General features: G+C 66.3%; 22 protein-coding genes and 1 tRNA gene. 15 read left to right on the top strand and 8 right to left on the bottom strand.

All coding sequences use genetic code 11. The features are described 5' to 3' along the window. Window positions 1–133: 133 nt before the first annotated feature. The 3 genes from O6Y00_RS16195 to O6Y00_RS16185 are packed head-to-tail and all read left to right on the top strand — an operon-like array spanning window position 134 to window position 2,198. Window positions 134–1,174 (top strand): hypothetical protein, encoded by a 1,041-nt coding sequence (locus O6Y00_RS16195; protein ID WP_353443620.1) that lies wholly within the window; start codon window positions 134–136, stop codon window positions 1,172–1,174. Between the two features lies 1 nt (window position 1,175). Then, a complete protein-coding gene (locus O6Y00_RS16190; RefSeq protein ID WP_353443619.1) occupies window positions 1,176–1,730 on the top strand; it encodes a hypothetical protein in 555 nt (184 codons plus the stop codon). Window positions 1,731–1,739: 9 nt separating this feature from the next. Next, window positions 1,740–2,198, top strand: a complete 459-nt coding sequence (locus O6Y00_RS16185; RefSeq protein WP_353443618.1) for a hypothetical protein — start codon at window positions 1,740–1,742, stop codon at window positions 2,196–2,198. An 800-nt stretch (window positions 2,199–2,998) separates the two neighbouring features. Here the strand turns inward: O6Y00_RS16185 and O6Y00_RS16180 are convergent. Both O6Y00_RS16180 and cpdR read right to left on the bottom strand, forming a co-directional pair. Beyond that, window positions 2,999–3,073, bottom strand: a tRNA-Val gene (locus O6Y00_RS16180). 44 nt (window positions 3,074–3,117) lie between these two features. Continuing rightward, complete coding sequence (gene cpdR, locus O6Y00_RS16175; RefSeq protein WP_353443617.1) at window positions 3,118–3,495, bottom strand: cell cycle two-component system response regulator CpdR; 378 nt, start codon at window positions 3,493–3,495, stop codon at window positions 3,118–3,120. Window positions 3,496–3,606: 111 nt separating this feature from the next. Here cpdR and O6Y00_RS16170 point away from each other — a divergent pair, with 111 nt between their 5' ends. Beyond that, window positions 3,607–4,452: an N-formylglutamate amidohydrolase gene (locus tag O6Y00_RS16170; protein WP_353443616.1), complete on the top strand. Its 846-nt coding sequence runs from the start codon at window positions 3,607–3,609 to the stop codon at window positions 4,450–4,452. Between the two features lie 30 nt (window positions 4,453–4,482). Here O6Y00_RS16170 and O6Y00_RS16165 read toward each other — a convergent pair whose 3' ends face one another. Both O6Y00_RS16165 and O6Y00_RS16160 read right to left on the bottom strand, forming a co-directional pair. Continuing rightward, window positions 4,483–7,641, bottom strand: a complete 3,159-nt coding sequence (locus tag O6Y00_RS16165; protein WP_353443615.1) for a TRCF domain-containing protein — start codon at window positions 7,639–7,641, stop codon at window positions 4,483–4,485. A 194-nt stretch (window positions 7,642–7,835) separates the two neighbouring features. Further along, window positions 7,836–8,507 carry a FadR/GntR family transcriptional regulator gene (locus tag O6Y00_RS16160; protein WP_353443668.1) on the bottom strand — a complete coding sequence of 224 codons (672 nt, stop codon included), beginning with the start codon at window positions 8,505–8,507 and terminating at the stop codon, window positions 7,836–7,838. A gap of 206 nt (window positions 8,508–8,713) precedes the next feature. Here O6Y00_RS16160 and O6Y00_RS16155 point away from each other — a divergent pair, with 206 nt between their 5' ends. The 10 genes from O6Y00_RS16155 (at window position 8,714) to O6Y00_RS16110 (ending at window position 18,585) form a co-directional block, all read left to right on the top strand. Beyond that, window positions 8,714–10,315 (top strand): sodium/sugar symporter, encoded by a 1,602-nt coding sequence (locus O6Y00_RS16155; RefSeq protein WP_353443614.1) that lies wholly within the window; start codon window positions 8,714–8,716, stop codon window positions 10,313–10,315. 38 nt (window positions 10,316–10,353) lie between these two features. Continuing rightward, window positions 10,354–11,226: a 2-dehydro-3-deoxygalactonokinase gene (locus tag O6Y00_RS16150; RefSeq protein WP_353443667.1), complete on the top strand. Its 873-nt coding sequence runs from the start codon at window positions 10,354–10,356 to the stop codon at window positions 11,224–11,226. Further along, window positions 11,223–11,858 (top strand): 2-dehydro-3-deoxy-6-phosphogalactonate aldolase, encoded by a 636-nt coding sequence (locus O6Y00_RS16145; protein ID WP_353443613.1) that lies wholly within the window; start codon window positions 11,223–11,225, stop codon window positions 11,856–11,858. The genes O6Y00_RS16150 and O6Y00_RS16145 overlap by 4 nt, the downstream gene beginning before the upstream one ends. Window positions 11,859–11,908: 50 nt before the next feature. Next, window positions 11,909–13,030 (top strand): 8-amino-7-oxononanoate synthase, encoded by a 1,122-nt coding sequence (locus O6Y00_RS16140; RefSeq protein ID WP_353443611.1) that lies wholly within the window; start codon window positions 11,909–11,911, stop codon window positions 13,028–13,030. After that, window positions 13,027–13,644: a dethiobiotin synthase gene (bioD, locus tag O6Y00_RS16135; RefSeq protein ID WP_353443610.1), complete on the top strand. Its 618-nt coding sequence runs from the start codon at window positions 13,027–13,029 to the stop codon at window positions 13,642–13,644. Before O6Y00_RS16140 ends, bioD begins: the two co-directional genes overlap by 4 nt. Beyond that, entirely contained in the window at window positions 13,641–14,894 is a 1,254-nt protein-coding gene (locus tag O6Y00_RS16130) for an adenosylmethionine--8-amino-7-oxononanoate transaminase (RefSeq protein WP_353443609.1), read from the top strand. The genes bioD and O6Y00_RS16130 overlap by 4 nt, the downstream gene beginning before the upstream one ends. Window positions 14,895–14,992: 98 nt before the next feature. Continuing rightward, window positions 14,993–16,111 (top strand): extracellular catalytic domain type 1 short-chain-length polyhydroxyalkanoate depolymerase, encoded by a 1,119-nt coding sequence (locus tag O6Y00_RS16125; protein WP_353443608.1) that lies wholly within the window; start codon window positions 14,993–14,995, stop codon window positions 16,109–16,111. A 361-nt stretch (window positions 16,112–16,472) separates the two neighbouring features. Further along, the gene (locus O6Y00_RS16120) at window positions 16,473–17,846 is read left to right on the top strand and encodes an MATE family efflux transporter (protein WP_353443607.1); all 1,374 of its coding nucleotides are present in this window, start codon (window positions 16,473–16,475) and stop codon (window positions 17,844–17,846) included. An 85-nt stretch (window positions 17,847–17,931) separates the two neighbouring features. Further along, window positions 17,932–18,150, top strand: a complete 219-nt coding sequence (locus tag O6Y00_RS16115) for a hypothetical protein (protein ID WP_353443606.1) — start codon at window positions 17,932–17,934, stop codon at window positions 18,148–18,150. A 36-nt stretch (window positions 18,151–18,186) separates the two neighbouring features. Beyond that, window positions 18,187–18,585, top strand: coding sequence for an MAPEG family protein (locus O6Y00_RS16110; protein WP_353443605.1), 399 nt, complete (start codon window positions 18,187–18,189; stop codon window positions 18,583–18,585). Window positions 18,586–18,588: 3 nt separating this feature from the next. Here the strand turns inward: O6Y00_RS16110 and mmsB are convergent, their stop codons facing one another. The 4 genes from mmsB to O6Y00_RS16090 form a co-directional block, all read right to left on the bottom strand. After that, window positions 18,589–19,479, bottom strand: a complete 891-nt coding sequence (gene mmsB, locus O6Y00_RS16105; RefSeq protein ID WP_353443666.1) for a 3-hydroxyisobutyrate dehydrogenase — start codon at window positions 19,477–19,479, stop codon at window positions 18,589–18,591. A 117-nt stretch (window positions 19,480–19,596) separates the two neighbouring features. After that, window positions 19,597–20,373 carry an enoyl-CoA hydratase gene (locus tag O6Y00_RS16100; protein WP_353443604.1) on the bottom strand — a complete coding sequence of 259 codons (777 nt, stop codon included), beginning with the start codon at window positions 20,371–20,373 and terminating at the stop codon, window positions 19,597–19,599. Window positions 20,374–20,475: 102 nt separating this feature from the next. Continuing rightward, window positions 20,476–21,519, bottom strand: a complete 1,044-nt coding sequence (locus O6Y00_RS16095) for an enoyl-CoA hydratase/isomerase family protein (RefSeq protein WP_353443602.1) — start codon at window positions 21,517–21,519, stop codon at window positions 20,476–20,478. 68 nt (window positions 21,520–21,587) lie between these two features. Then, on the bottom strand, window positions 21,588–22,745 hold the full coding sequence (locus tag O6Y00_RS16090; RefSeq protein ID WP_353443601.1) for an acyl-CoA dehydrogenase family protein: 1,158 nt from the start codon (window positions 22,743–22,745) through the stop codon (window positions 21,588–21,590). Window positions 22,746–22,857: 112 nt separating this feature from the next. Between O6Y00_RS16090 and O6Y00_RS16085 the strand changes: the two genes are divergently transcribed. Then, window positions 22,858–23,181, top strand: coding sequence for a GIY-YIG nuclease family protein (locus tag O6Y00_RS16085; protein ID WP_353443600.1), 324 nt, complete (start codon window positions 22,858–22,860; stop codon window positions 23,179–23,181). The last annotated feature ends 22 nt before the right edge of the window (window positions 23,182–23,203 follow it).

Raw genomic sequence — 23,203 nt, 5'->3', positions numbered from 1 at the left:
GGCCCTATCATTATCCTACCTTTCCAGGACATCATAGGTAGTTGGGTCGATCAGACACGGGGGCCTGCCTTCGGCACGGATCCGCAGCGTAGCCGGTCTGGCGGGTTACCCGATCAACGCCTATCGGCGGATTGTGGACGCCTGCGTTGGGCCGGACGGCAGAGGCGGCGTAATCGCCGAACTTGCCATCCTCGGCCCTAATGGTCCGGTCGGAAGAGCGATATCCGCCTCCGAAGGATCGATCCTCGCCGACCTGCTTCGGCGAACTAACGAGGTCCGCATTGAGGCCGCCCGCTCGGAGGAGGCGGCGGCATCCATTGCCCCGTCGCTTTCCCTCCTGCAGAAGCAAATCGACGATGTAGAGACGGACGCCACCTCGAAGGACTTCACGGAAGCCGTGGCGGACGTGCGACGGATGCTGGCGAACGCGCCGGAACTGGCGCGCCTGCTGGGTTCTGAGAAGGTAGCGAGCCTCCTCGATGAGGCGCTCAAGGCAGAGTTGGCGAATGCAGCCACCCCTGGGTTGCCCAAGAATGCCGCCGCCCCGCCAGCGAACGGCGCGACTATGGTCGATGCCGCCGCCGCCCCAGAGCCCGCCACGGTGACGACCAAGCGAGTCCAGGCCATTCTTCAAGTCGTGGAGGCAGGCACCGGCCTCGCGGACGCACTTCGTCTGAACAATCCTGATAATAGAGTAAGCGCGCTGCTCATCCTCCTCGCTGCCCAGAGGCAGAAGGTGGATATGCTGCAGCTGGCCGCTCGCCAGGCCAGGGACCGGGTCGCGATCGCGGACGCAGAGGTCCTTGGTGGCGCTACGGAACTCGCGCTGCTTGCGGAGGCAAGGCAGTTCGTTGGGAAGGTCGAGACGACGGATGACGGAATCGTCGCTGTTCGCGACGCAGCGCAACGGGATGCCGCCACTAAGGCACTCAACAGCGTTTCCCTCGCATGGAGTGAAGGACGCATCCCGGCGAATCTGGCGCGCCTTCGTCACGTCTATCTCAACAGGGGGTACAGGATCAGCATGGCCGAAAAGACGGCTGAGAACTGGCGCGGCCTGATCGCACCGGCGATTTCGCAGATGGCTCTGGCGAGCGAGGTCGGGATCACGGATAAGGACTTCGTCGGCCTGCTCTCACCTCTGATCATCGCCGCCACGATTGCGGCGAAGTGAGATGAAGATTCTCGCAAGCGTCTCGCTGATAATGCTTCTATCCGGATGTGCAGCGGACGCCGTCAGGCCGACTGCGACTCGCACGCTCTTACTGACGCAGGACCTAAAGACCGAGTTGTCCGCCTTTGCCGCGAGACAGAACGTCGAACTCGAGTCGCGACGGCTCAGCATCGCCACGCTTGATGAGAACAGCTCGCTTTCCGAGTACCGTGCGCGCCGGCACGTCATGGACTGGAAGTCGTCGGGTGACGTTGCGGCACTTCGCCTTTTTGAGCAGGCGTCGTCGAATGCTGTTGGGACGTTGCCCGCAAGCGTCTCCACGGGCGTACTGCTGGCGCCATCTCCGGCTAGCGGCGTGACGCTCGACGCGAAAACGTATGACGACCTGATCACGGCTTTGAAGCCTTTGGCAGCAAAGCGCTCAGGGACGGATCAGGTCGAATTCATTCTCAGTTATGGTCGTGCTGTCTCCGAGCAGATGCGCAAGAACGTCGCCGAGGCTGCCAAAACCGAAACTGGCACTGCCAAGCCCGCACCGGTCGAAACGGAAGACTAGGAGCGATCAATGACGGATAATCGAACAAGCGAACTGGTTGAGCTCATGGCGAAGTGCCGCCTGAGGCTCCTCGTCGTTGTCGAACACGCTCTCGACAACGACTACACGGCGGTCGCCCTCGCCGACGACGAGGGCGAATTGCGCAGGCAGTCGGCGATCGCGTCGAGGCGATCCCAGCGGAACTCACTTGAGCATGCGATCCGGGCGATCGCACTTAAGTTCGCCGATCCCCGAGAAGACCCCGAACGGCTGCGCGACGACATCGATGACCTGAGGCGCCCGGTTTTCATGCTGGAGGCGGAGATCGACAACCTTCAGGCGTCGATACCGATGCTTTACCCGAGCGCCTCTCAAGTTGCGAACGTGAGCGGTGCGGTCGGCGTGCTCGAGGCAAGGATCGGCGCCTCGGCGGCGGCGGGCGCTCTTATGCGCGCCGTCGCCGGCGTGTTGGAGGCTTGGCCCATTTGAAAGCAAACTGCCGTACGATTTCGTGCGGCCAACACCTGGTCTCGTGGCGAGAAAAACCCTTTTCACTCCGACACCTCGTATCGCCCAATGGCGCGACGACTAAGGCGGCGACTAACTATGCTAAGGTGATGCCGCGTTTCTTCATTTCCGCCGCTGCCATCTCCGCGATCGGGGACTCCGCCTGCAATCTGAAAATGTCAGCAAGATCGAGTAGGTCTTCGTTCTCTAAAGCAGCGATAGAGCCTTCGATGGAGGCGATGCTCGCTTCATTGTAAGCAGCTCGCCGCGCGTGTCGCTTGGTACGTGTTTTCCGCATCTCTACGTGTTAGCAGAATTGCCGCGAATTGGGAGGCCGGCCCCAACACACAACGTCGGGGTCTTCCATCGCCCGTGACGAACATCAGCGTCGATGGGGGTCGGGGGATCATCGTCTACACGATGTCCACCCGCGACGGCGCCTTAATGTTCATCGCACAGTCGATCAGCGATCGTATCCTCGCGGGGAGCCAATGCAGAGCTGTGTTGTAGCCTTGGTGTCCGCCAGCACCACGCACGGCGCGGGCAGAGTGCGACTCGCGCTCTTGGGAACAGCGGTGCGATCTCTCGCGATTTTTTCCCTGTTTTCTCCTCACGGCTAGTCGTCCGCCAGGATGCCGACGGGGCATGATGTACCCATCGAGTTCGATCGCGAAAGCTGACGAGAGCCCGAAGTTACCGCGGTTTTACCGCGCTCGGTTGAGCTAACGCGAGGGTTTACCAAAAAAAACCCTGGTAACTCACTGAGCTACCAGGGCTTTCTATGGTGGGCGTGGCAAGGATTGAACTTGCGACCCCTGCGATGTCAACACAGTGCTCTACCACTGAGCTACACGCCCGCCGGAGGGCTCCACTAGCCGCGCTCTTCGCGGCGTGCAAGCGTTCAATGCACGCCGGTGACATTATCCATCTCGAACAGCCGATCGACCTCGGCGACCAGGTCGCGCAGGTGGAACGGCTTGGACAGCACGCGCGCCTGCGGCATCGCGCGCCCGGCCTTCAACGTGACCGCCGCGAAGCCGGTGATGAACATCACGCGCAGGTCCGCGCACATCTCGCCGGCCTTCTGCGCGAGCTCGATGCCATCCATCTCGGGCATGACGATATCGGTCAGCAACAGATCGAACGTCTCGGTCTCGAGCAGCGGGATCGCCGCGGTACCGCGGTCCACCGCCGTCACGGCATAGCCCGAACGCTCGAGTGCGCGCGTCAGATATTCGCGCATGACCTGATCGTCCTCGGCCAGCAGGATTCGCAACATCGATCTAAGGTCCCGTTTTCACACATACATTCACGGATATGCCCTACGCGCAAAGCGGTTAAGAATTCCAGATCGATTGCCCGGACGGACGGCACGGCCTAGCGTGGCGCGATGCATTCCCCCGCGTTCCAGCAACTGGGCGATCTGTCGCCGGCGAGCCCGGTGATCCTGTCCGTGCCGCACGCCGGACGGGACTATCCGCTGGCGCTCAAGGTCGCGCTGCGCGTGCCGCTGGCAGGGCTGCTGCCGCTGGAGGACCGGCTGGTCGACGCAGTCGCGCGGGCGGCGCGCACGAACCAGACGACGCTCGTTCAGAGCCGAGCGCGCGCTTGGATCGACCTCAACCGCGGCGAGCACGAACGCGACCCGGTGATCGACGAGGGAGCGACGACGATTCCCCTGGCGCAGCAATCCGCCAAGCTGCGCAGCGGTCTGGGACTGGTACCGCGACGCGCATCGGGCGCTGGCGATCTCTGGGCGCGGCGGTTCTCCGATGCCGAGGTCACCGCGCGGATCGTGCACGATCATCGCCCCTATCATGCCGCCGTCGCCGCCGCGCTGCAGGCGGCGCGCGCGCGGTTCGGCGTGGCGCTGTTGCTCGACGTGCATTCGATGCCGCCGCTGGGACCTGGCGGTGCCCGGATCGTTCTCGGCGACCGGTTCGGCCATGCGGCGGCGCCGCGGTTCGTCGGCAGGCTGGAGGCAGAATGCGCCGCCCGGGGATTTTCGGTCGCGCTCAACGCGCCTTATGCCGGCGGTCACATCCTAGAGCGCCACGCCCGCCCGGCCGCCGGAATCCATGCGATCCAGCTCGAATTCGATCGCACGCTGTATCTCGATCGCAAGCTGCATGCGCCCGGCGCCGGCTTCGCACGGGTCGTCGACCTCCTGCGATCGATGCTGGCCGCTCTGGCCGACGAGGCACTGTCGGTACCGCTCGCAGCCGCCGCGGAGTGAAGGATGGGCGCGGACTGAAGGTTCGGCGCGTCAGTCGATCAGCGCATCGAGCAGTTCCTCGATCCGAGCCGCCCGCTCGACCGGATCGGCAATAGCCCCGGCGGCGATCCACCGACCATTTTTTTCGACCAGATCGCCCCGCGGCGGGGCGGTTCGCCGGTCATGCGGCGTGAGTGCGATCGCTGCCGGCCCCGCATCGATCCGCCTGATCCCCGCTGCCCTGGCGAGTATCCGCAGGCGCGCCACTTGCAACAGGCGACGCGTCGGGTCCGGCATCGCACCGAACCGGTCGTCGAGTTCCGCCTCGAACCGGTCGAGTGCCGCGACATCCTCCAGCCGAGCGAGCCGACCGTAGAGCGACAGCCGCATTTCCTCTTCGGGAATCCACGTCTCGGGCAGGCTTCCGCCCATCGCCAGGCGAAGCTCCGGGACCCAGTCGTCGACCTCTTCGCCCCGCGCCAGACGAAGCGCGCGGCCGAATAGATGCTGGTACAGATCGATCCCGATCAGCTTCATGTGCCCGGCCTGCGCCTCGCCGACGAGATCGCCCGCGCCACGCAGATCGAGATCGCGCGCGCTGATCGCAAACCCCGCACCGAGCCGGTCGAACGCCTGCAACGTCCGCAGCCGCTTCAGCGTCGCCTCGGCGATCGTCGCCTCGCCGTCCGTCAGCAGCATGATCTGCCCGCGCCTCCCGCCACGCCCGACGCGCCCGCGCAACTGGTGCAGCTGCGACAGACCGAACCGGTCGGCATGATGCACGATCATCGTGTTCGCGCGCGGCACGTCGAGCCCCGCCTCGATGATGTTGGTCGCCAGCAATACGTCGCCATCGCCAGCCGCGAACGCCACCATCGCTTCGTCGATCTCGGCCGCCGGCATCTTTCCGTGCGCCTGGACGAGCCCGAGTTCGGGCACGAGCTTGGCCAGTTTCGCGGCAAGCGGCGCGATGTCCTCGATCCGTGGCACGACGACGAAGCTTTGCCCGCCGCGCGCGCGTTCGCGGCGCAACGCCGCGCGGACGGTCGCGTCGTCGAAGGTCGCGACCGCCGTCCGGATGGGCTGACGACGGGCGGGCGGAGTCGCGATCACCGACAGCCCCTGGAGCCCGACCATCGCCGATTGCAGCGTTCGCGGGATCGGCGTCGCGCTGAGGGTCAGGACGTGTCCCGCACCGAGCACGTGCAGTTTGGCCTTGTCCGCGGCGCCGAAGCGCTGCTCTTCGTCGATCACGACCAGCGCAAGGTCGTGATAGGCAACCCCCTTGCCCGCGATGGCGCCGGTACCGACGACGATCGCGATCGAGCCGTCCGCCAACCCAGCCTTCACCCTGGCCTTTTCGGCCGCACTCGACAGACGCGACAGACCTGCAACGACAATGCCGGTACCGGCGAACCGCCGCGTGAACGTCTCGATATGCTGGCGGACGAGAACGGTCGTAGGCGCCGCGATCGCGACTTGCCGGCCGGAAAAGGCGACCGCCGCCGCCGCCCGCAACGCAATCTCGGTCTTGCCGTAGCCCACGTCGCCGATCACGAGCCGGTCCATCGGCTTGCCGCTCGCCAGGTCGGCCAGCGTCGTCGCAATCGCACGCGCCTGATCGGGCGTTTCGGTGAATGCGAAGCCGGCGGCGAAATGCTCGTATGCGGCACGGTCCGGCACGATCGGGTCGGTGCTCCGCGCCCCGCGCTCGGCGGCGATCGCCGCGAGTTCCCGCGCGCTTTCGGCGATCGCCGCATCGATTGCGCCGCGTCGTTTCTGCCACGACGATCCATCGAGCGCATCGAGCGTCACGGCGTCGGCATCGGCGCCGTAGCGCCAGATCCGATCGGCTTCCGCGACGGGTACGAGGCGCCGACCATCCTTGGCGTAGCCGAGCACGATCGCATCCCCGCCCCCGTTGCCGTCGTCGCCCGGCAAGGCTTCGAGGCCACGGACGACGCCGATCCCGAAATCCTCGTGCACGACCACGTCGCCACAGCGCAGTTCGCTGAACAGCCCCGCGAACGCATCGCCCGCAGCGCTGCCGATCTCGTCGCCGCGAGCCCTGCCGCCCAGCAGGTCCCCGCCGGCTACGACGGTGACGCCAGGGCCGGCGAAACCGCGATCGATCGGCGCGACGAGCATCATCGCCGAACCGGGTTTTGCCGCGAGAACGTCAGACCAGCTGTCGACGGCGGCGAACGCGATCTTCGCACTGCGTTCCAGCCGCGGCTGGAGAAACCGCAGATCGCGCGGCGACCCAACCAGCACCAGCCGGGACTCCGCCAGCACGCCGCGCGCGAACTTCGCAAATCCGCGCATCGGATCGCGCTGTTCGATGAACCGCGGCGCGGTCTCGTCGGCAGGCTCGATCGTCGGAGTGTCGCGCTTGGCGAGCGCGACATGCCACGTCTTCGCTGCGATCAGGTCCTGCGAAGCCTTGCGCCGCGGCAGGCCATCGGCGGCGATGGCGAGGAACCTGGTACGGCGACGATCAGCCTCGGGATCGAACGCGACCGCTGCGCCAGGGAGATGCGTTAGGATCGAGTCGCCCTCGTCTGCGGCCGGTTCGGTTGCCCGACCGATCTCGACGAACGCGATATCCGCCGAGCCCAGTTGCGAAACCGGGTCGTATTCGCGCAGTGCAGTGATGCGCCCCTCCGTGAACTCGATACGGACGGGCGCCTCGCGGTCGGCCGGGAAGATGTCGATCACGTTGCCACGCACCGCGATCTCGCCCGGTTCGTCGATCCGGTCGTCGACGATGTAGCCGATCTCCGCAGCGGTCGCGGCGAACGCGTCGACATCGAAGGTGTCACCGACCGACAGCCGCGGTGGCGCGGCATCGAACATCGCCGGCGCGGGGTAGCACACGGCGGTCGCTTCCGCGGTCGTGACGAGCAGGATCGGGCCAGCATCACGCACGGCCGCAGCCCGGACATGACGGAGTGCGGCAACCCGACGACCGACATTGGCGGGCGATGCGGGGGCGTCGTCGCCGGGCAGCGCATCGCTCGATGGCAGGTGCACGACGGTGGCGTCCGGTGCCAGCGCCGCCGCGACCGCTGCGATGTCGGTCGCCCGCTGGTCGTCTGCCGCCACGTAGATCATGCTGCCGAGCGGAAGCCGCGACACCAACGCCGCCGCGATCGGCGCCACTGCCGATGCCACCGTGTCATTCTCTATTTCGCGCCGGACCTGAAGCATCGATCTGCATCCTTGTTTTGCAGATCAACGTGGCCGCAAGCGGGCCCGTTCCAGCGATCCTATCGTGGATCAGTCAGGTAGACGTGGAACGTGCGGGAAGATGATCGATGATACCCTGCACGGCGAGTCGGGACGTATTCGCCACGATCCGCCGCGCTGCTCCCGCGCCCGGATCGCGGCGTTCAGGAGCGGCTTCAGTCGGTCGACGATGGCTCGCCATCGCCGATCAGCGTCAGCACGTCGCCGATGATACGCGTCATCGCGGTCCGGGCCGCCGACGGATCGCGCGCCATGATCGCGTCCGCGACCGCGGCATGATCGGCGACGTTCGCAGAACGCCCCTTGATCCGGTTGGTGAAGCGGATCGAGGTACGCAGCGCGGTCGACACAACCGACTGGAACTGCGCGTAGAAGGGATTCTTCGACGCGCGCAGGATAGCGACGTGGAAGGCGATATCCGCGTCGAGCGGATCGGCGAGTCCCGCTTCGCCCGCTTCCATCTGTTCGAGCCCATGCCGGATCGCGCGGATATCGTCCGCGTCGCCGAACCGCGCCGCGAGCGCGGCGGCCTCTGGTTCGATCGCCACGCGCAACTGGTTGAAATGGCGCAACAGGTCGACGGAGAACTTGCGCTCCAGCGTCCAGCGCAGGACGTCGGTGTCGAACAGGTTCCACGCACTTGCCGGCTGGACGACCGTGCCCTGACGCGGACGCGCGCTGACCAGCCCCTTGGCGGTCAGCATCTTGACCGCCTCGCGCGTGACCGACCGGCTGACTCCGTGCGTCTTGGCGATCTCCGCTTCGGTCGGGAACGGACGGGTTTCATAGCGTCCGGTCACGATCGCGCGGCCCAGCGTATCGAGCATGCCGTGGGTCAGGTTGCGGCCCTGCGCCGGTCCTGGTGCAAGTGGTTCGAATTCTGTCACATCCATCGCCATCCGTGCGAGTTTTGGCGCAACACCGCCCTGGAGTCACGCACCCATGGTGATAGGCTGGACTTCCCTTATTTGTCGTATAAATAACAGCAAGCGGCTCGGTACGGACCGGGAACCGGGTGGTAGAGGAACGTCCCATGAGCCTGTCCGGCATCGATCTGATCGTCGTCATCGCCTACGCGGTCGGTATATTCGGCCTCGCGCAGTGGGTGTCGCGCGACAAGGGCACGGCCAAGGACAGCGCCGATTATTTCCTGGCATCGAAATCGCTGCCGTGGTGGGCGATCGGTGCGTCGTTGATCGCTGCCAATATCTCCGCCGAACAGATCGTCGGGATGGCCGGATCGGGTTATGCGATCGGCCTCGCGATCGCCTCGTACGAATGGATGGCGGCGCTGACGCTGCTGATCGTCGGCAAGTTCTTCCTGCCGATCTTCCTGCGCAACGAGATCTACACGATGCCGCAGTTCCTCGAACAGCGCTACGGCCCGTCGATCCGCACGCTGATGGCGGTGTTCTGGCTCGGCCTGTACGTGTTCGTGAACCTCACATCGATCATCTGGCTCGGTTCGATCGCGGTCAACCAAGTTGCCGGGATCAACCAGGACGTCGCGCTGATCGGCCTCGGCCTGTTCGCACTGCTCTATCAGCTGAAGGGCGGACTGAAGGCGGTCGCGCTCACCGACATCGTCCAGGTGACGCTGCTGGTCGTCGGCGGCCTGATCGTCTCCGGTCTCGCGCTCCGCGAACTTGGTGGCGACGCCGGCATGCTTGGCGGTTTCGACCGGCTGGTGACGCAGGCGCCCGACCATTTCCACATGATCCTGTCGAAGGATAACGCGTTCTACAAGGACCTGCCGGGCATTTCGGTGCTGGTCGGCGGCATGTGGATCGCGAACCTGAGCTACTGGGGCTTCAACCAGTATATCATCCAGCGCGCGCTGGCCGCCAAGTCGCTCGGCGAAGCGCAGAAGGGAATCGTGTTCGCGGCGTTTCTCAAGCTGCTGATGCCGGTCGTCATCGTCCTGCCGGGTATTGCGGCAGTGATCCTCGCGCCGGGGCTCGCCAAGCCGGACCAGGCCTATCCGACGATGATGCGGCTGCTGCCCCCGGGCCTGCTCGGGCTGGTGTTCGCCGCGTTGATCGCGGCGATCGTCGCCTCGACCGCGTCGAAGATCAATTCGATCGCGACGATCTTCACGCTCGATCTCTACGCCAAGCGCAAGGGCGTCGCGTCGCTCGCGGAGGATGGCTCGACGATCGTCGCCGATCCCGCGGTCGAGCGTAAGCTGGTCAAGGTCGGCCGGATCGCCGCGGCGGTCGCGATCGTGCTGGCGATGATCACCGCACGACCGTTGCTCGGCAAATCGGACCAGGCGTTCCAGTATATCCAGGAATATACCGGCTTCTTCACGCCGGGGATCGTCGTGATCTTCATCCTCGGACTGTTCTGGAAGCGCGCGACCGAGGCCGGCGCGCTGATCGCCGCGATCGCCTCGTTCGCGATCTCGCTTCTGCTCAAATACGCCGCGCCGGAGATTCCGTTCATGGACCGGATGCTGATCGTGTTCGTGATCGCACTGGTGCTGGCGGTCGTCGCCTCGCTGGTCCGTCCGCAATCGAGCGCGGCGAACCGGATCGTCATGCACGATGTCGACTATACGACGACACGCGGGTTCAATATCGCAGCGGTCGGCGTGGTGATGATCCTCGTCGCACTGTACGCGACATGGTGGTGACGACTGGGATGGTGACGACTGGGGTGGTGACGACTGGGATGGTGAAGATGGGTCCGTTCATTGCCGTCGACTGGGGCACGACCAACCGCCGCGCGTTCCGGATCGAGGACGGTAATGTCGTCGCGACCGAGCGCGACGATCGCGGCGCTGCCAATGTCGCGGCCGGCGACTATGAGGCGGAGGTCGCGGGCATTCGCAACCGGCTCGGCGACCTGCCGATGCTGCTCGCCGGCATGGTCGGGTCGAACATCGGCTGGCGTAGCGTCCCGTATGTCGCAGCCCCTGCCGGTCTGACCGACGTCGCCGCAGCGCTCGAACGGATCGACGACCGCACCGCGATCGTGCCCGGCCTGTCGTACCGCGACGGGTTGCACGCCGACGTGATGCGTGGCGAGGAAGTCCAGCTGCTGGGCGCGGTGGTGGCCGGGCTGGTGCCGTCCGACGCGACGCTCTGCCAGCCCGGCACGCACTGCAAATGGGCTACGCTTCAGGCTGGCGCGATCCTTTCATTTACGACGGCGATGACCGGCGAACTCTTCGCACTGCTCCGCGCGCACGGCGTCCTCTCGCGCCAGCTCGGCCACCCGGTCGAACCAGGCGCGGCGTTCCTCGAGGGAGTCGCGGAGGGGGCCAAGCGTGATCTCGCCGCCAGTCTGTTCGCGATCCGTGCGCGCGGCGTGCTCGGGATTGCCGACGACGTCCACGCGGCATCGTTCGCGAGCGGACTGCTGATCGGCGCGGATACCGCAGCCCGGATCATGCCGGGCGAAGCCGTCCACGTTCTCGCCGACCCCGCCCTCGGCGCGCTCTATGCCAGCGCGATCGATGCGCTCGGCGGCACCTCGCACCATATAGACAGCCAGGCCGCGTTTATGGCCGGCATCACCCGCATCCAGGAACTCGCCGCATGACCACTCACCGTCAGGCCTTCGACGACGCCTTCGCGAAATGCCCGCTGATAGCCATCCTCCGCGGCGTCACCCCGAACGAGGTCGAGGCAATCGGCGAGGCGCTGGTCGAGGCGGGCTTCACGATCCTCGAAGTGCCGATGAACTCGCCCGACCCGCTCGACAGCATCGCCCGACTGGCACGCCGGCTGGAAGGCCGCGCGGTCGTCGGCGCAGGCACGGTCTTGCGGGTCAAGGACGTCGAGGCAGTCGGCGCGGCGGGCGGCACGCTCATCATCGCGCCCAACGCGAACGTGCGCGTCATCGCCGCGGCGGCGGACAAGGGCTATGTCGCGCTCCCCGGCATCGCCACGCCGACCGAGGCGTTCGCCGCGCTCGAAGCGGGCGCAGCGGCGCTGAAGCTGTTCCCCGCCGAAGCCGGGAGCCCCACGGTGCTCAAGGCGATGCGCGCCGTGCTGCCCAAGGCCACGCGCGTCCTGCCGGTTGGCGGTATCGTCCCGGAAGGCATGGCGGAATGGCGCAAGGCGGGCGCGGCCGGGTTCGGCCTCGGCTCGGCACTCTATGCGCCGGGCATGACCGCCGCGGAGGTCGGCAACCGCGCGCGCCGCTTCATCGAAACGCTGGCGGCGGGATAATTCGCCGCTAGCCGCGTGTCTTCGGACGCGCATGCGGTTAAGGCGGCGCGATGATGTTCGCCGACCAGGATCGAGACCTCGCCCGCCTTGCCGCCGCCGACCGCTACCGATCGCTGCGCCCGCGACAGGGCATAGACTTCGCCTCGAACGACTATCTGGGGCTGGCAGGCTCGGACCGACTGCGCGCCGCGATGGTCGATGCGCTCGGGCGCGGTGTAGCCGTCGGCTCGGGCGGCTCGCGTCTTTTGCGAGGCAACGCCCCCGAACACGAGGCGCTGGAGGCAGAGGCAGCGCAATTCTTCGGCACCGAGGCCGCGTTGTTCTTGGCCAGCGGGTATGCGGCCAACACAATCCTGTTCGCGACCCTGCCCCAGCGCGGCGACCTGATCATCCACGACGCACTGATTCACGCCAGCGCACATGAGGGGATGCGTCTCACGCGCGCGACGTATGTGGCTGCGGCGCACAACGATGCTGACGCGTTCGAGGACGCGATCGCGCGCTGGCGCACGGGGGGTGGCACTGGTCGCGTATGGATCGCGGTCGAGAGCCTTTACAGCATGGACGGCGACCAGGCTCCGCTCGCCGCGCTGGCCGAGATCGCCGATCGCCACGACGCGATCCTGCTGATCGACGAGGCGCACGCGACCGGCGTGTTCGGCCCGGACGGACGCGGCCTCGCCCACACGCTCGACGGTCGCGACAACGTCATCAGCTTGCGGACCTGCGGCAAGGCACTCGGCTGCGAAGGCGCTCTGTTGTGCGGCCCCTCCGTCATGCGCGAGTTCATCGTCAATCGCGGCCGCGGCTTCATCTTCTCGACCGCGCCGTCGCCGCTGATGGCACTCGCCGTGAGCGAGGCGCTGCGGATCATCGTCGACGAACCGACGCGGCGAGATAAGCTATGGGCCCTTATCGCGGTCGCCGAACGCGTGCTCGCGCCTTATGATGTGACGGCAACCGGGTCGCAGATCCTCCCGCTGGTGCTCGGCGATGCGGCGCGGACGATGCGCATCGCCGGCGCGATCCAGGCCGCCGGGTTCGACGTGCGCGGGATCCGCCCACCGACCGTGCCCAAGGGCGGATCGCGGTTGCGGATATCGTTGACGCTCAACGCGACGGTCGCCGATATCGAAGCTTTAGCCGAAGTCATGGGAGAGGCATTGCGATGACGATCGTCGTTACCGGAACGGACACTGATATCGGCAAGACCGTGTTCGCCGCCGGGCTTACCGCAGCACTCGGCGCGCGCTACTGGAAGCCAGTGCAGGCCGGGCTGGCGGACGGCAGCGACGCAGCGTCGGTCGTGACACTCGGCGTACCCGCGAACCGGGTCCTGCCCGAAGCATACCGGCTGACGACCCCATGCTCGCCGCATTTAGCTGCCGAGATCGACCGCGTGACGATCGATCCCGACCGCCTCGCGCTACCCGATAGCGACGGCTCGCTGGTCGTCGAAGGTGCAGGCGGCGTGATGGTCCCCGTCACTCGCGACCTGATCTTCGCGGACCTGTTCGCGCGCTGGGACAAGCCCGTCGTTTTGGTTGCACGCACCGGTCTCGGCACGATCAACCACAGCCTGCTCTCGATCGAGGCACTGCGGAGCCGCAGTGTTCCGATCCTCGGCATCGCCTTCGTCGGCGACCCGGTCGAGGATAGCGAGGCTACCATCGCCGCACTCGGCAACGTCCGCCGGCTCGGCCGCCTACCCCGCCTCGATCCGCTGAATGCCACGACCCTGGCCGAGGCGTTCGCCGCAAACTTCGACCTGGAGGCGTTCCGATGAGCGACTCCCCCGTCTGGCACCCGTTCACGCAACACGGTCTGCGCGAGCCGATCCCGCTCGTCACGCATGCCGAGGGCGCCGCGCTCTACACGTCGGACGGCCGGCGGATCGTCGATGCGATCTCGTCCTGGTGGGTCACCACGCATGGCCACGCCAACCCTAGGATTATGGCCGCGATTGCCGAACAGGCGGGCAAGCTCGACCAGATCATCTTCGCCGGCTGGACGCATCAGCCAGCCGAAGACCTCGCGCGTGGCCTGACCGCGATCATGCCGCCGGACCTTACGCGAGTCTTCTTGTCGGACTCAGGCTCGACCAGCGTCGAGTGCGCGCTGAAGATGGCGCTCGGCTATTGGCTCGACCGCGGCGAAGATCGCCACCGCATCCTTGTGCTCGAACACGGCTATCACGGCGATACGATCGGCGCGATGTCGGTCGGCGCGCGCGGTGTCTACAACCGGGCGTACGCGCCTTTGCTGTTCGACGTCGGGACGATTCCCTTCCCCGCCGCCGGGCACGAACAGACGGCGCTCGACGCGCTGGAAGCCGCCTGCGCCGAGCATCCCGCCGCGTTCATCGTCGAGCCGCTGCTGCTCGGCGCGGGCGGTATGCACATCTACGCGCCGCACATCCTCGCCGAGATGCGGCGGATCTGCGCGCGCCACGACGTCCTGTTCATTGCCGACGAGGTGATGACCGGCTGGGGTCGCACCGGCACGTTGCTCGCGTGCGAACAGGCGGGCGTGGTGCCCGATATCCTCTGCTTGTCGAAGGGCCTGACCGGCGGCGCGATCCCGCTCGCGGTGACGATGGCGACCGAGGCGATCTACCAGGCGCATTACGGCACCGACCGCGCGCGGATGTTCTTCCACTCGTCGAGCTACACCGCCAACCCGATCGCCTGTGCCGCCGCCAATGCGAACCTCGCGATCTGGCGCGACGAGCCGGTGCTCAAGCGAATCGCCGACCTCGCTGCACGCCAAGCTTCGCGGCTGGCCGCGCTGTCCGAACACCCTCGCATTGCCAACGCCCGCCAGATCGGCACGATCACTGCGGTCGAGTTACGCGGCGAGGACGGCTATCTCTCGCAGATAGGCCCGCGCCTGCTCGCGTTCTTCGGGGAGCGCGATCTGCTGCTCCGGCCGCTCGGCAACACCGTCTACGTCATGCCGCCTTATTGCATCGACGATCCCGATCTCGACCGGATCTACGCGGCGATCGCCGAAGCATGCGACGCGATCGGACATTGATGCTTACGTTCTTGCTGCACCGCAGCAACAAATGATGTACGTGCGACGTTGAGATAAGATCGCGGCCGAGTACGCTGGCGACGAAAGGCTCGATTACCGTGAGAAACATCGCCGATACCCTCGCCCGCATGGCGCGCGCCGGAGCACCGGCCCCGCGCGACACCGCGCCCAGCCGCCTGACGCCGCTGACCGAGTTCGGGACCAATCCGGGGGCATTGCTCGGCTTCGGCTACGTTCCCGCCGACCTGCCACCGGGCGCGCCACTGGTCGTCGTCCTCCACGGCTGTACGCAGACCGCAGCGGGCTACGACCACGGTTCAGGCTGGTCGAAGCTCGCCGATCGCGCGGGCTTCGCGCTGGTCTTCCCCGAGCAGACGCGCGCGAACAATCCCAATCTCTGCTTCAACTGGTTCGCATCGGAGGACACCGCACAAGCCGGCGGCGAGGCGGAATCGATCGCGCAGATGACGGAGACGATGATCGCGCGCCACGATCTAGATAGCAGCCGCATATACGTCACCGGGCTGTCGGCGGGCGGCGCGATGACGATGGCGATGCTGGTCACGCGCCCGGACCTGTTCGCGGGTGGCGCGGTGATCGGCGGGCTCGCCTACGGTACCGCGACCGGCGTGTCGCAGGCGCTCGACCGAATGCGCGGGCATGGCGATACGAGCGACACCGCACTGGTCGACATGGTTCGCAGCGGCGCTCGTGGCCACGACGGACGCTGGCCGACGCTCGCGATCTGGCACGGCGGCGCGGACGCGACGGTGAGCGTGGCGAACGCGGACACGATCGCGCGACAGTGGCGCGGCGTCCACGGCGTCGACGCCAAGGCGATGCGCACGGAGCGGGTAGGCACCGCCGTCCATCGGATCTGGTCGGACGCGGAAGGGCGCGATGTCGTCGAGGATTGGACCGTACCGGGCATGGGCCACGGCACGCCGATCGATCCATTGCGCGGGGAACGACTTGGTGCTGCGGGACCGTTCATGCTCGACGTTGGGATTTCTAGCACCGCGGTGATCGCGAAGTCCTGGGGCCTGCTGGCGGCGGCAAAGGCGGAGACCGCGACCAAGCCGGCCTCGGTCGAACGCGTCGCCAAGATCGCGATTCCCGTCCCGCCGAAGCCTGCGGCGAAGCCACGCGCCGAGGCGCCCGCCGGTATCCAAGCGACGATCGAGAATGCCCTCCGCGCAGCCGGGTTGATGCGGTAAAAGCCACTATTGGCTAGCGCTTATGTTGACGCGCCGACCAAACCCCAACCGTCATCCTGACGAAAGTCAGGACCCAGAGCCAGACAGGACACCATCCGTGACCCTGGATCCTGACTTTCGTCAGGATGACGGAGTGGTTGGCAAGGGTCACGCGGTCGCCCCAGCATCTTTCACACCGCATCGCGCCCTATCGATCCTCCCCCGCCAGGGGGAGGTGGCAGGCACTTCGCCTGACGGAGGGGGCGGCATGGACAACCATAGTTGCGTGTCTTCCCCCTCCGTCACCTACGGCGCCTCCCTAACCAGGGGGGGAATCAACGCGAGTAATCGACAAGCCGCCCAACCCGGCTAAAGCCAGCGCATGACGTCCACCCCGCCCCGCCCCTGGCGCACCGAGTTCGCCGCCACGCTGAAACTCGCCTGGCCACTGGTCGCGACCAACCTCGCCCAGGCGCTGGTCGGCGCGACCGACGTCGCGATGCTGGGGCGACTCGGATCAGACACGCTGGCGGCGGCGACGCTGGGTCTCAACCTCTACCTCGTCTTCCTGATCTTCGGCATGGGCCTCACCACCGCCGCCGTCCCGATGATCGCACGCGAGCGAGGTGCCCGGCCACACGCGGTGCGCGATATCCGGCGTACGGTGCGCCAGACGATCTGGGTCGCCGCCACGCTCTGCTTCCCGTCCTGGATCGTGTTGTGGAATGCGGAGCCGATCCTAGTCCACCTGCTCGACCAGGATCCGCTCCTCGCGCACGAAGCCGCAAGGTTCGTGCGCGCGGTAATGTGGGGAATGCTCCCGAGCCTCTGCTTCCTCGTGCTCCGCGCGTTCGTCGCCGCACTTGAGAAACCCGCCTGGTCGCTGGTAGTGATGGTCGGGCTGCTGGTCGTCAACGCCGGGCTCAACTGGCTGCTGATCTTCGGCCATGCCGGTTTTCCCGCGCTCGGCCTGCTCGGCTCGGGAATGGCGAGCAGCATCGCCAATGGCCTGAGCTTCGTCGCGATGGCGGCGGTCATCGTCTACGCAAGGCCGTTCCGCCGCTACCGCCTGCTCGGCCGGTTCTGGCGCGCCGACTGGCCACGCTACCGCGCGGTCTGGACGCTCGGCCTGCCGATCGCGATCACGCTCGGGTTCGAGTCCACCGTGTTCATCGCCGCGGTGTTCCTGATGGGGCTGCTCGGCACCGTGCCGCTCGCCGCGCACGCGATCGCGATCCAGATCGCCAGCGTCACCTTCATGGTCCCGCTCGGCATCGCGCAGGCCGCCACCGTTCGCGTCGGTCTCGCCTCGGGTCGCGGCGACCGCGCAGGGATCGGGCGCGCCGGCTGGGCGGCGTTCGCGATCGGCGAGAGCTTCATGGTTCTGACCGCCGCGTTGCTGATCGTCGCGCCACAAATGCTGATCGGCATCATCCTCGACGTCGACGCGCCGGCCAACGCACCGGTCGTCGCGCTGGCGATCTCGCTGCTCGCGGTCGCCGCGGTGTTCCAGGTGGTCGACGGCGCGCAGGTGATCGGCGCGGGCATGTTGCGCGGATTGGGGGATACCAAAGTGCCAATGATCTTCGCCGCGATCGGCTATTGGGGGATCGGCATCGGCGTCGGCGCATGGCTAGCGTTCGGCCGTGGCTGGGGTGGGGTCGGCATCTGGACCGGGCTTGCGACCGGACTGGCGGTCGTATCGGTTCTGATGATCGCCCGTTGGCGGGCACGCGAACGGCTTGACCTCGGCTAAGGCTCGCTTGATCGCTTTGTCCGACAAGAATGATACATAACCGCTCTGATGTGTTAACGTGTGTTACACAACCGGAGCCTGATATATGCCTGATCAAGACCGCATCGTTGCGATCGGTTTGCTCACGCAACGCGACGTCTTCGCGCTCGGCCATGACTTGTCCCGCGTCTATCCGATCGACGAGATGCCGTGCTTCGGCGCGTTGCTAGGCGCGATCGACGATGCAGACCGGGAGTTCCATCGAGCCCGCGATGCTCAGCAGTTGGCCATTCCCGTGCAGCACGGCGCAACCTCGCGGGCATAGCGGCGTTCGAGACCCGCTACCCCGCGGAGATCGATGATGACGCATTTGCCTACGGAATTGCTGCTGCTCGGCTGGTCGACGGTCCTGCTGTTCGCGTACGTCATGATCCAGGGGCAGACCGCGACGCGCGACCGTGGGCTCGACTGGAACGCCGGGCCGCGTGACGGCGAGCAGAAGCCGCTCGGCGAGACGGCCGGCCGTGCCGAACGCGCGCTGAAGAATTTCCAGGAAACCTACCCGGTCTTCGTCGCACTCGCGCTCGGGCTGGCGGTGACCGATCGCACCGGCGGTATCGGTGCGATCGGCGCATGGCTCTGGTTCGGCGCGCGGATCGCCTACATCCCGCTCTATCTGTTCGGCATCAAATATGTCCGCAGCCTGTGCTGGACGGCGTCGATCCTCGGGTTGCTGCTGATGCTGATCCGCTTTCTCTAGGGTTTAGTCTCGCAGCGTGCGGATGATCGCCGAGAAGTCGAGCCCACCCTGCCCGGCCTCGGCGAACGCCTCGTAACGCTCGGCCGCCTTCGCGCCCATCGGCGTATCCGCGCCGGTATCCTTGGCCGCGGCCATCGCAAGCCGTAGGTCCTTGAGCATCAGCGCCGCTGCGAAGCCGCCCTGATAGTCGTGGTCTGCGGGTGTATCAGGACCGATGCCGGGCAGCGGCGCATAGGTCGTCATCGACCAGCTCTGGCCCGACGACACGCTAGCGATGTCGTAGAACGCCTGCGCATCGAGCCCGAGCTTCTCCGCGAGCACGAACGCCTCGCAGGTCGCGATCATCGTCGCGCCGAGGATCATGTTGTTGCAGATCTTCGCAGCCTGGCCCGCGCCGTTCGCACCCGCGTGGATGACCGCCTTGCCCATGTCCGCAAGGATCGCTTGTGCCCGGTCGAAGGCCTCCACGGACCCACCGACCATGAAGGTCAGCGTCCCCGCATTCGCCGCGCCGATCCCGCCCGAGACAGGCGCGTCGACCGCGACAAGGCCCTTGGCCTGCGCCGCGGCGGCGACCTGCTTGGCGGTGGCGACGTCGATCGTCGAGCAGTCGATCAGGATCGCGGAGGGCGACGCGACGCCGAACAGCGCATCATAGACCTCGGCGACATGCTTGCCGGCGGGGAGCATCGTCACGATCGCCTCGGCACCGTCCGCGGCTTCGGCGGCGGACGCGACCGTCAGGCATCCGGCGGCCTTCGCCTTGTCCAAAGCGTCCAGGCTCAAGTCGAACGCGCGAACGTCGTGGCCCTTCTTGGCGAGGTTCGCCGCCATCCCGCCGCCCATGTTGCCGAGCCCGATGAAACCGATCCGTGCCATGTTCTCTCTCCTAATTTTGCTCCCCTCCCGTTCACGGGAGGGGTTGGGGGAGGGCCGCGCCGCAGACACGTCGCGCGTGGTCGCGGCACGCCCCTCCCTTGATCCCTCCCGCAAGCGGGAGGGGAATTACGATCATTTCCCCGTCCAGGTCCCGGCGCGCTTCTCGACGAATGCGGCCATGCCTTCGCTCTGGTCCTCAGTCCCGAACAGCCCGTGGAACAGCCGCCGCTCGAACTGCACGCCCATCGCGAGCCCGGTCTCGAACGCCGCGTCGACCATTTCCTTGTTCGCCAACACCGCCAGCGGCGCCATCGCGGCGATCGTGGTCGCCGTCTTCACCGCCTCCTCGACCAGTTCGCCTGCCGGCACGATCCGCGAAACGAGCCCCGCGCGCTCGGCTTCGGCGGCGTCCATCATCCGCCCGGTCAGGCACATCTCCATCGCCTTCGCCTTGCCGACCGCGCGCGTCAGCCGCTGCGATCCACCCATGCCGGGCGACACCGCGAGCTTGATCTCCGGCTGCCCGAACTTGGCGGTATCGGCGGCGAGGATGAAGTCGCACATCATCGCCAGCTCGCACCCGCCGCCAAGTGCATAGCCCGCGACTGCCGCGATGATCGGTTTCCGCGTCCGCGTGAAATGCTCCCAGCCCGCGAAGAAGTTGCTCGCGTACATTTCCGCGAAGCCCTGCGACTGCATCTCCTTGATGTCCGCCCCCGCCGCGAACGCCTTCGCGCTCCCAGTCAGCACCGCACACCCCTGCGACGCATCCGCATCGAACGCGGCGAACGCGGCGATCAAGTCGGCGAGCACCTGCGAATTGAGCGCGTTCAGCGCCTGGGGCCGGTTCAGCGTGACAAGCGTTACGCCACCGCGCTGCTCGACCAGGATCGTTTCGTAGTCAGCCATCATGTTCTCCAATTACTACGTCATCCTGGACTCGATCCAGGATCCAGGGCCCCACAAGTAGGCATCTGTAACGCAGGATCCTGACTACGTCAGGATGACGGATCAGCCCGGCGTCCACGCCTCGTCCTCCGGCAACGGCGCGAAGATCTGGTCGATCACATGATCGGTCACAGCCTCGGGCGTCGCCGGATCCCAGCGCGGCGCATTGTCCTTGTCGACGATCACCGCCCGCACGCCCTCGATGAAGTCATGCCGCTGCACGACATGCGCGCCGACGGCATATTCCTGCCGCATCTCGTCCGCAAAGCTCGCCATCCCCGCACCCTCGTGCAGCAGGCGGAGCGACACCTTCATAGTCTGCGGCGACTTGGTTTTCAGCGTCGCGAGCGTCTGCGTCGCCCACTCCCCGCCATCGGCGTCGAGCGCGGCATAGATATCCTCCAGCACGTCCGACGCGAACAGCCGGTCGATGTCGTTCTTGCGCGCAAGGATCTTCGCTTCGGGTGCCGATGTCGCCAATGCGTCCAGCACGCCAACAATATCCTGCGGCGTCTCCGCAATCCGCGCCTTGGCAGTGTCGAGCGTATCGCTCGCCAGATACTGCGTCGCCAACCCCAGCGCGAGACACTCCGCGCCGTCGAGCCGGTGCCCGGTCAGCGCAAGATATTGCCCGATCCGCCCCGGCAACCGCGACAGATACCAGCCGCCACCGACATCCGGGAACAATCCGATCCCCGTCTCCGGCATCGCGAACTTGGTGTTCTCGGTCACCACCCGGAACCGGCAAGGCAGCGCCAGCCCGACGCCGCCGCCCATCGTGATCCCGTCCATGAACGCGACGATCGGCTTGGCATAGGTGAACAGCCTGTGGTTCATCCGGTACTCGGCATGAAAAAACGCCCGAGCCTCGACGCCGTCAGTAGCGCCCGACGCGGCGAGCATCCGGATATCACCGCCAGCGCAGAACCCACGTCCCTCGGCATGATCGACCACGATGGCCTCGACCGCCGCATCGCCGCGCCAATCTTCCAGCGCCTCGAGCACGCCTTCGCACATCGCAAGATTCAACGCGTGCAACGCCTTAGGCCGATTGAGGCGAATACGGCCAATCGGGCCCTCAACAGTGGTGATCAGGTCTTCGGTCATTCACTCTTCCTTGTTCTCCCGCGAAGGCGGGAGCCCAGACTGGACTCCCGCCTTCGCGGGAGAACATGCTATTGCCGGGTCAGTTCGCGACCGACGATCATCCGCATCACCTGGTTCGTCCCCTCGAGGATCGAATGCACGCGCAGGTCACGCCAGAAGCGTTCGATCGGATAGTCCTGCAGATACCCGTAGCCACCATGCAGCTGCAACGCACGGTCGACCACCGACGAGCCGGTATCCGTCGCCAGCCGCTTCGCCATAGCCGCGAACTTGGTCTTGTCGGGCGCGTTCGCCGTTACCTTCGCCGCCGCCATATACAGCAGCGCGCGCGCCGCCTCCAATTCGGTCGCCATGTCCGCCAGCATGAACTGCGTGGTCTGGAAGTCGGCGATCGCCTTCCCGAACTGTTTCCGATCCTTGGTATACGCGATCGCCTCGTCGAGACACCGCTGCGCCCCGCCAAGCGAGCACGCGCCGATGTTCAACCGCCCGCCGTCCAAGCCCATCATCGCGATCCGAAAGCCCTCGCCCTCGCCGCCAACCATGTTCGCACCCGGCACGCGGACGCCATCGAAGATCACCTGCCGCGTCGGCTGCGAATGCCAGCCGAGCTTCTTCTCGTTCGCGCCGAACGAGACGCCCGGCATGTCCTTCTCGATCACGAGGCACGAGATGCCCTTGGGCCCATCCTCACCGGTGCGGACCATCGTCACGTACACCTCGTTCTCGCCCGCGCCCGAGATGAACTGCTTCGAGCCGGTCACGATCCAGTCGTCGCCGTCGCGGACGGCTCGCGTCTTCAACGCCGCGGCGTCGGACCCAGAGCCCGGCTCGGTCAGGCAATAGCTCGCCAGCCGATCCATCGTCACCAGATCGGGCAGATACTTGTCCTTCACCGCGGCCGACCCGAACCGGTCGATCATCCACGCCGCCATGTTATGAATGCTGATGAACGCAGACGTCGAAGGACAGCCATACGACATCGCCTCCATGATCAACGCCGCCTCAAGCCGCCCGAGCGCGATCCCGCCGCTCTCCTCGCTAACGTAGATCGCCGCGAAGCCGAGTTCGGCCGCCGCCTTGATCGTATCGCGCGGGAAAATGTGCTTCTCGTCCCACTCGGCCGCGTGCGGCGTGATCCGGTCGGCAGTGAAGCGGCGCGCCAGCTCCTGGATCTCGCGCTGGTCGTCGGTAAGGTCGAACTGGTTTGAGGTGAACTGGTTCATCGTGGTCCTATCTCCGTCATGCCGGACTTGACCCGGCACTCAGAGCCACGGACGCCGGTGTTCGTGGCTCTGGGTCCTGACGTGCGTCAGGATGACGATTGGGGGAAATGACGTGGATCGGCAACCGGCTGTCTACATCCTGGCCAGCTGGCGCAACGGGACGCTGTACATCGGCGTCACGTCCAACCTGATGGCGCGGATCGTTCAGCATCGTGCCGGATCCTTTGGCGGCTTTACGCGAATATACGGCGTCAAACGGCTCGTTTGGTTCGCGATGGCGGACACGATGGAGGGGGTCATAGCTCGCGAGAAGCAGTTGAAGAACTGGCACCGCGCCTGGAAAATCGAACTGATCGAAGCTGACAATCCGACGTGGCGCGATCTGGCAGAGGATTGGGGCTTCGATCCGCTCCCCCAGCCGTCATCCCGGGCTTGACCCGGGACCCAGAGCCACCAGC

The sequence above is a fragment of the Sphingomonas faeni genome (genome assembly GCF_040407565.1).
In the GTDB taxonomy this organism is placed as follows: Bacteria; Pseudomonadota; Alphaproteobacteria; order Sphingomonadales; family Sphingomonadaceae; genus Sphingomonas; species Sphingomonas faeni_F.
Note: the sequence above shows the minus strand (reverse complement) of the source record. Positions and strands in the feature narration are given on the sequence as shown.

Coding starts and splice junctions, on each gene's coding strand:
- O6Y00_RS16190 (WP_353443619.1), top strand. CDS start 1,176: ATGAAGATTCTCGCAAGCGTCTCGCTGATAATGCTTCTATCCGGATGT.
- O6Y00_RS16185 (WP_353443618.1), top strand. CDS start 1,740: ATGACGGATAATCGAACAAGCGAACTGGTTGAGCTCATGGCGAAGTGC.
- cpdR (WP_353443617.1), bottom strand. CDS start 3,495: ATGTTGCGAATCCTGCTGGCCGAGGACGATCAGGTCATGCGCGAATAT.
- O6Y00_RS16170 (WP_353443616.1), top strand. CDS start 3,607: ATGCATTCCCCCGCGTTCCAGCAACTGGGCGATCTGTCGCCGGCGAGC.
- O6Y00_RS16165 (WP_353443615.1), bottom strand. CDS start 7,641: ATGCTTCAGGTCCGGCGCGAAATAGAGAATGACACGGTGGCATCGGCA.
- O6Y00_RS16160 (WP_353443668.1), bottom strand. CDS start 8,507: ATGCTCGATACGCTGGGCCGCGCGATCGTGACCGGACGCTATGAAACC.
- O6Y00_RS16155 (WP_353443614.1), top strand. CDS start 8,714: ATGAGCCTGTCCGGCATCGATCTGATCGTCGTCATCGCCTACGCGGTC.
- O6Y00_RS16150 (WP_353443667.1), top strand. CDS start 10,354: ATGGTGAAGATGGGTCCGTTCATTGCCGTCGACTGGGGCACGACCAAC.
- O6Y00_RS16145 (WP_353443613.1), top strand. CDS start 11,223: ATGACCACTCACCGTCAGGCCTTCGACGACGCCTTCGCGAAATGCCCG.
- O6Y00_RS16140 (WP_353443611.1), top strand. CDS start 11,909: ATGATGTTCGCCGACCAGGATCGAGACCTCGCCCGCCTTGCCGCCGCC.
- bioD (WP_353443610.1), top strand. CDS start 13,027: ATGACGATCGTCGTTACCGGAACGGACACTGATATCGGCAAGACCGTG.
- O6Y00_RS16130 (WP_353443609.1), top strand. CDS start 13,641: ATGAGCGACTCCCCCGTCTGGCACCCGTTCACGCAACACGGTCTGCGC.
- O6Y00_RS16120 (WP_353443607.1), top strand. CDS start 16,473: ATGACGTCCACCCCGCCCCGCCCCTGGCGCACCGAGTTCGCCGCCACG.
- O6Y00_RS16115 (WP_353443606.1), top strand. CDS start 17,932: ATGCCTGATCAAGACCGCATCGTTGCGATCGGTTTGCTCACGCAACGC.
- O6Y00_RS16110 (WP_353443605.1), top strand. CDS start 18,187: ATGACGCATTTGCCTACGGAATTGCTGCTGCTCGGCTGGTCGACGGTC.
- O6Y00_RS16100 (WP_353443604.1), bottom strand. CDS start 20,373: ATGGCTGACTACGAAACGATCCTGGTCGAGCAGCGCGGTGGCGTAACG.
- O6Y00_RS16095 (WP_353443602.1), bottom strand. CDS start 21,519: ATGACCGAAGACCTGATCACCACTGTTGAGGGCCCGATTGGCCGTATT.
- O6Y00_RS16090 (WP_353443601.1), bottom strand. CDS start 22,745: ATGAACCAGTTCACCTCAAACCAGTTCGACCTTACCGACGACCAGCGC.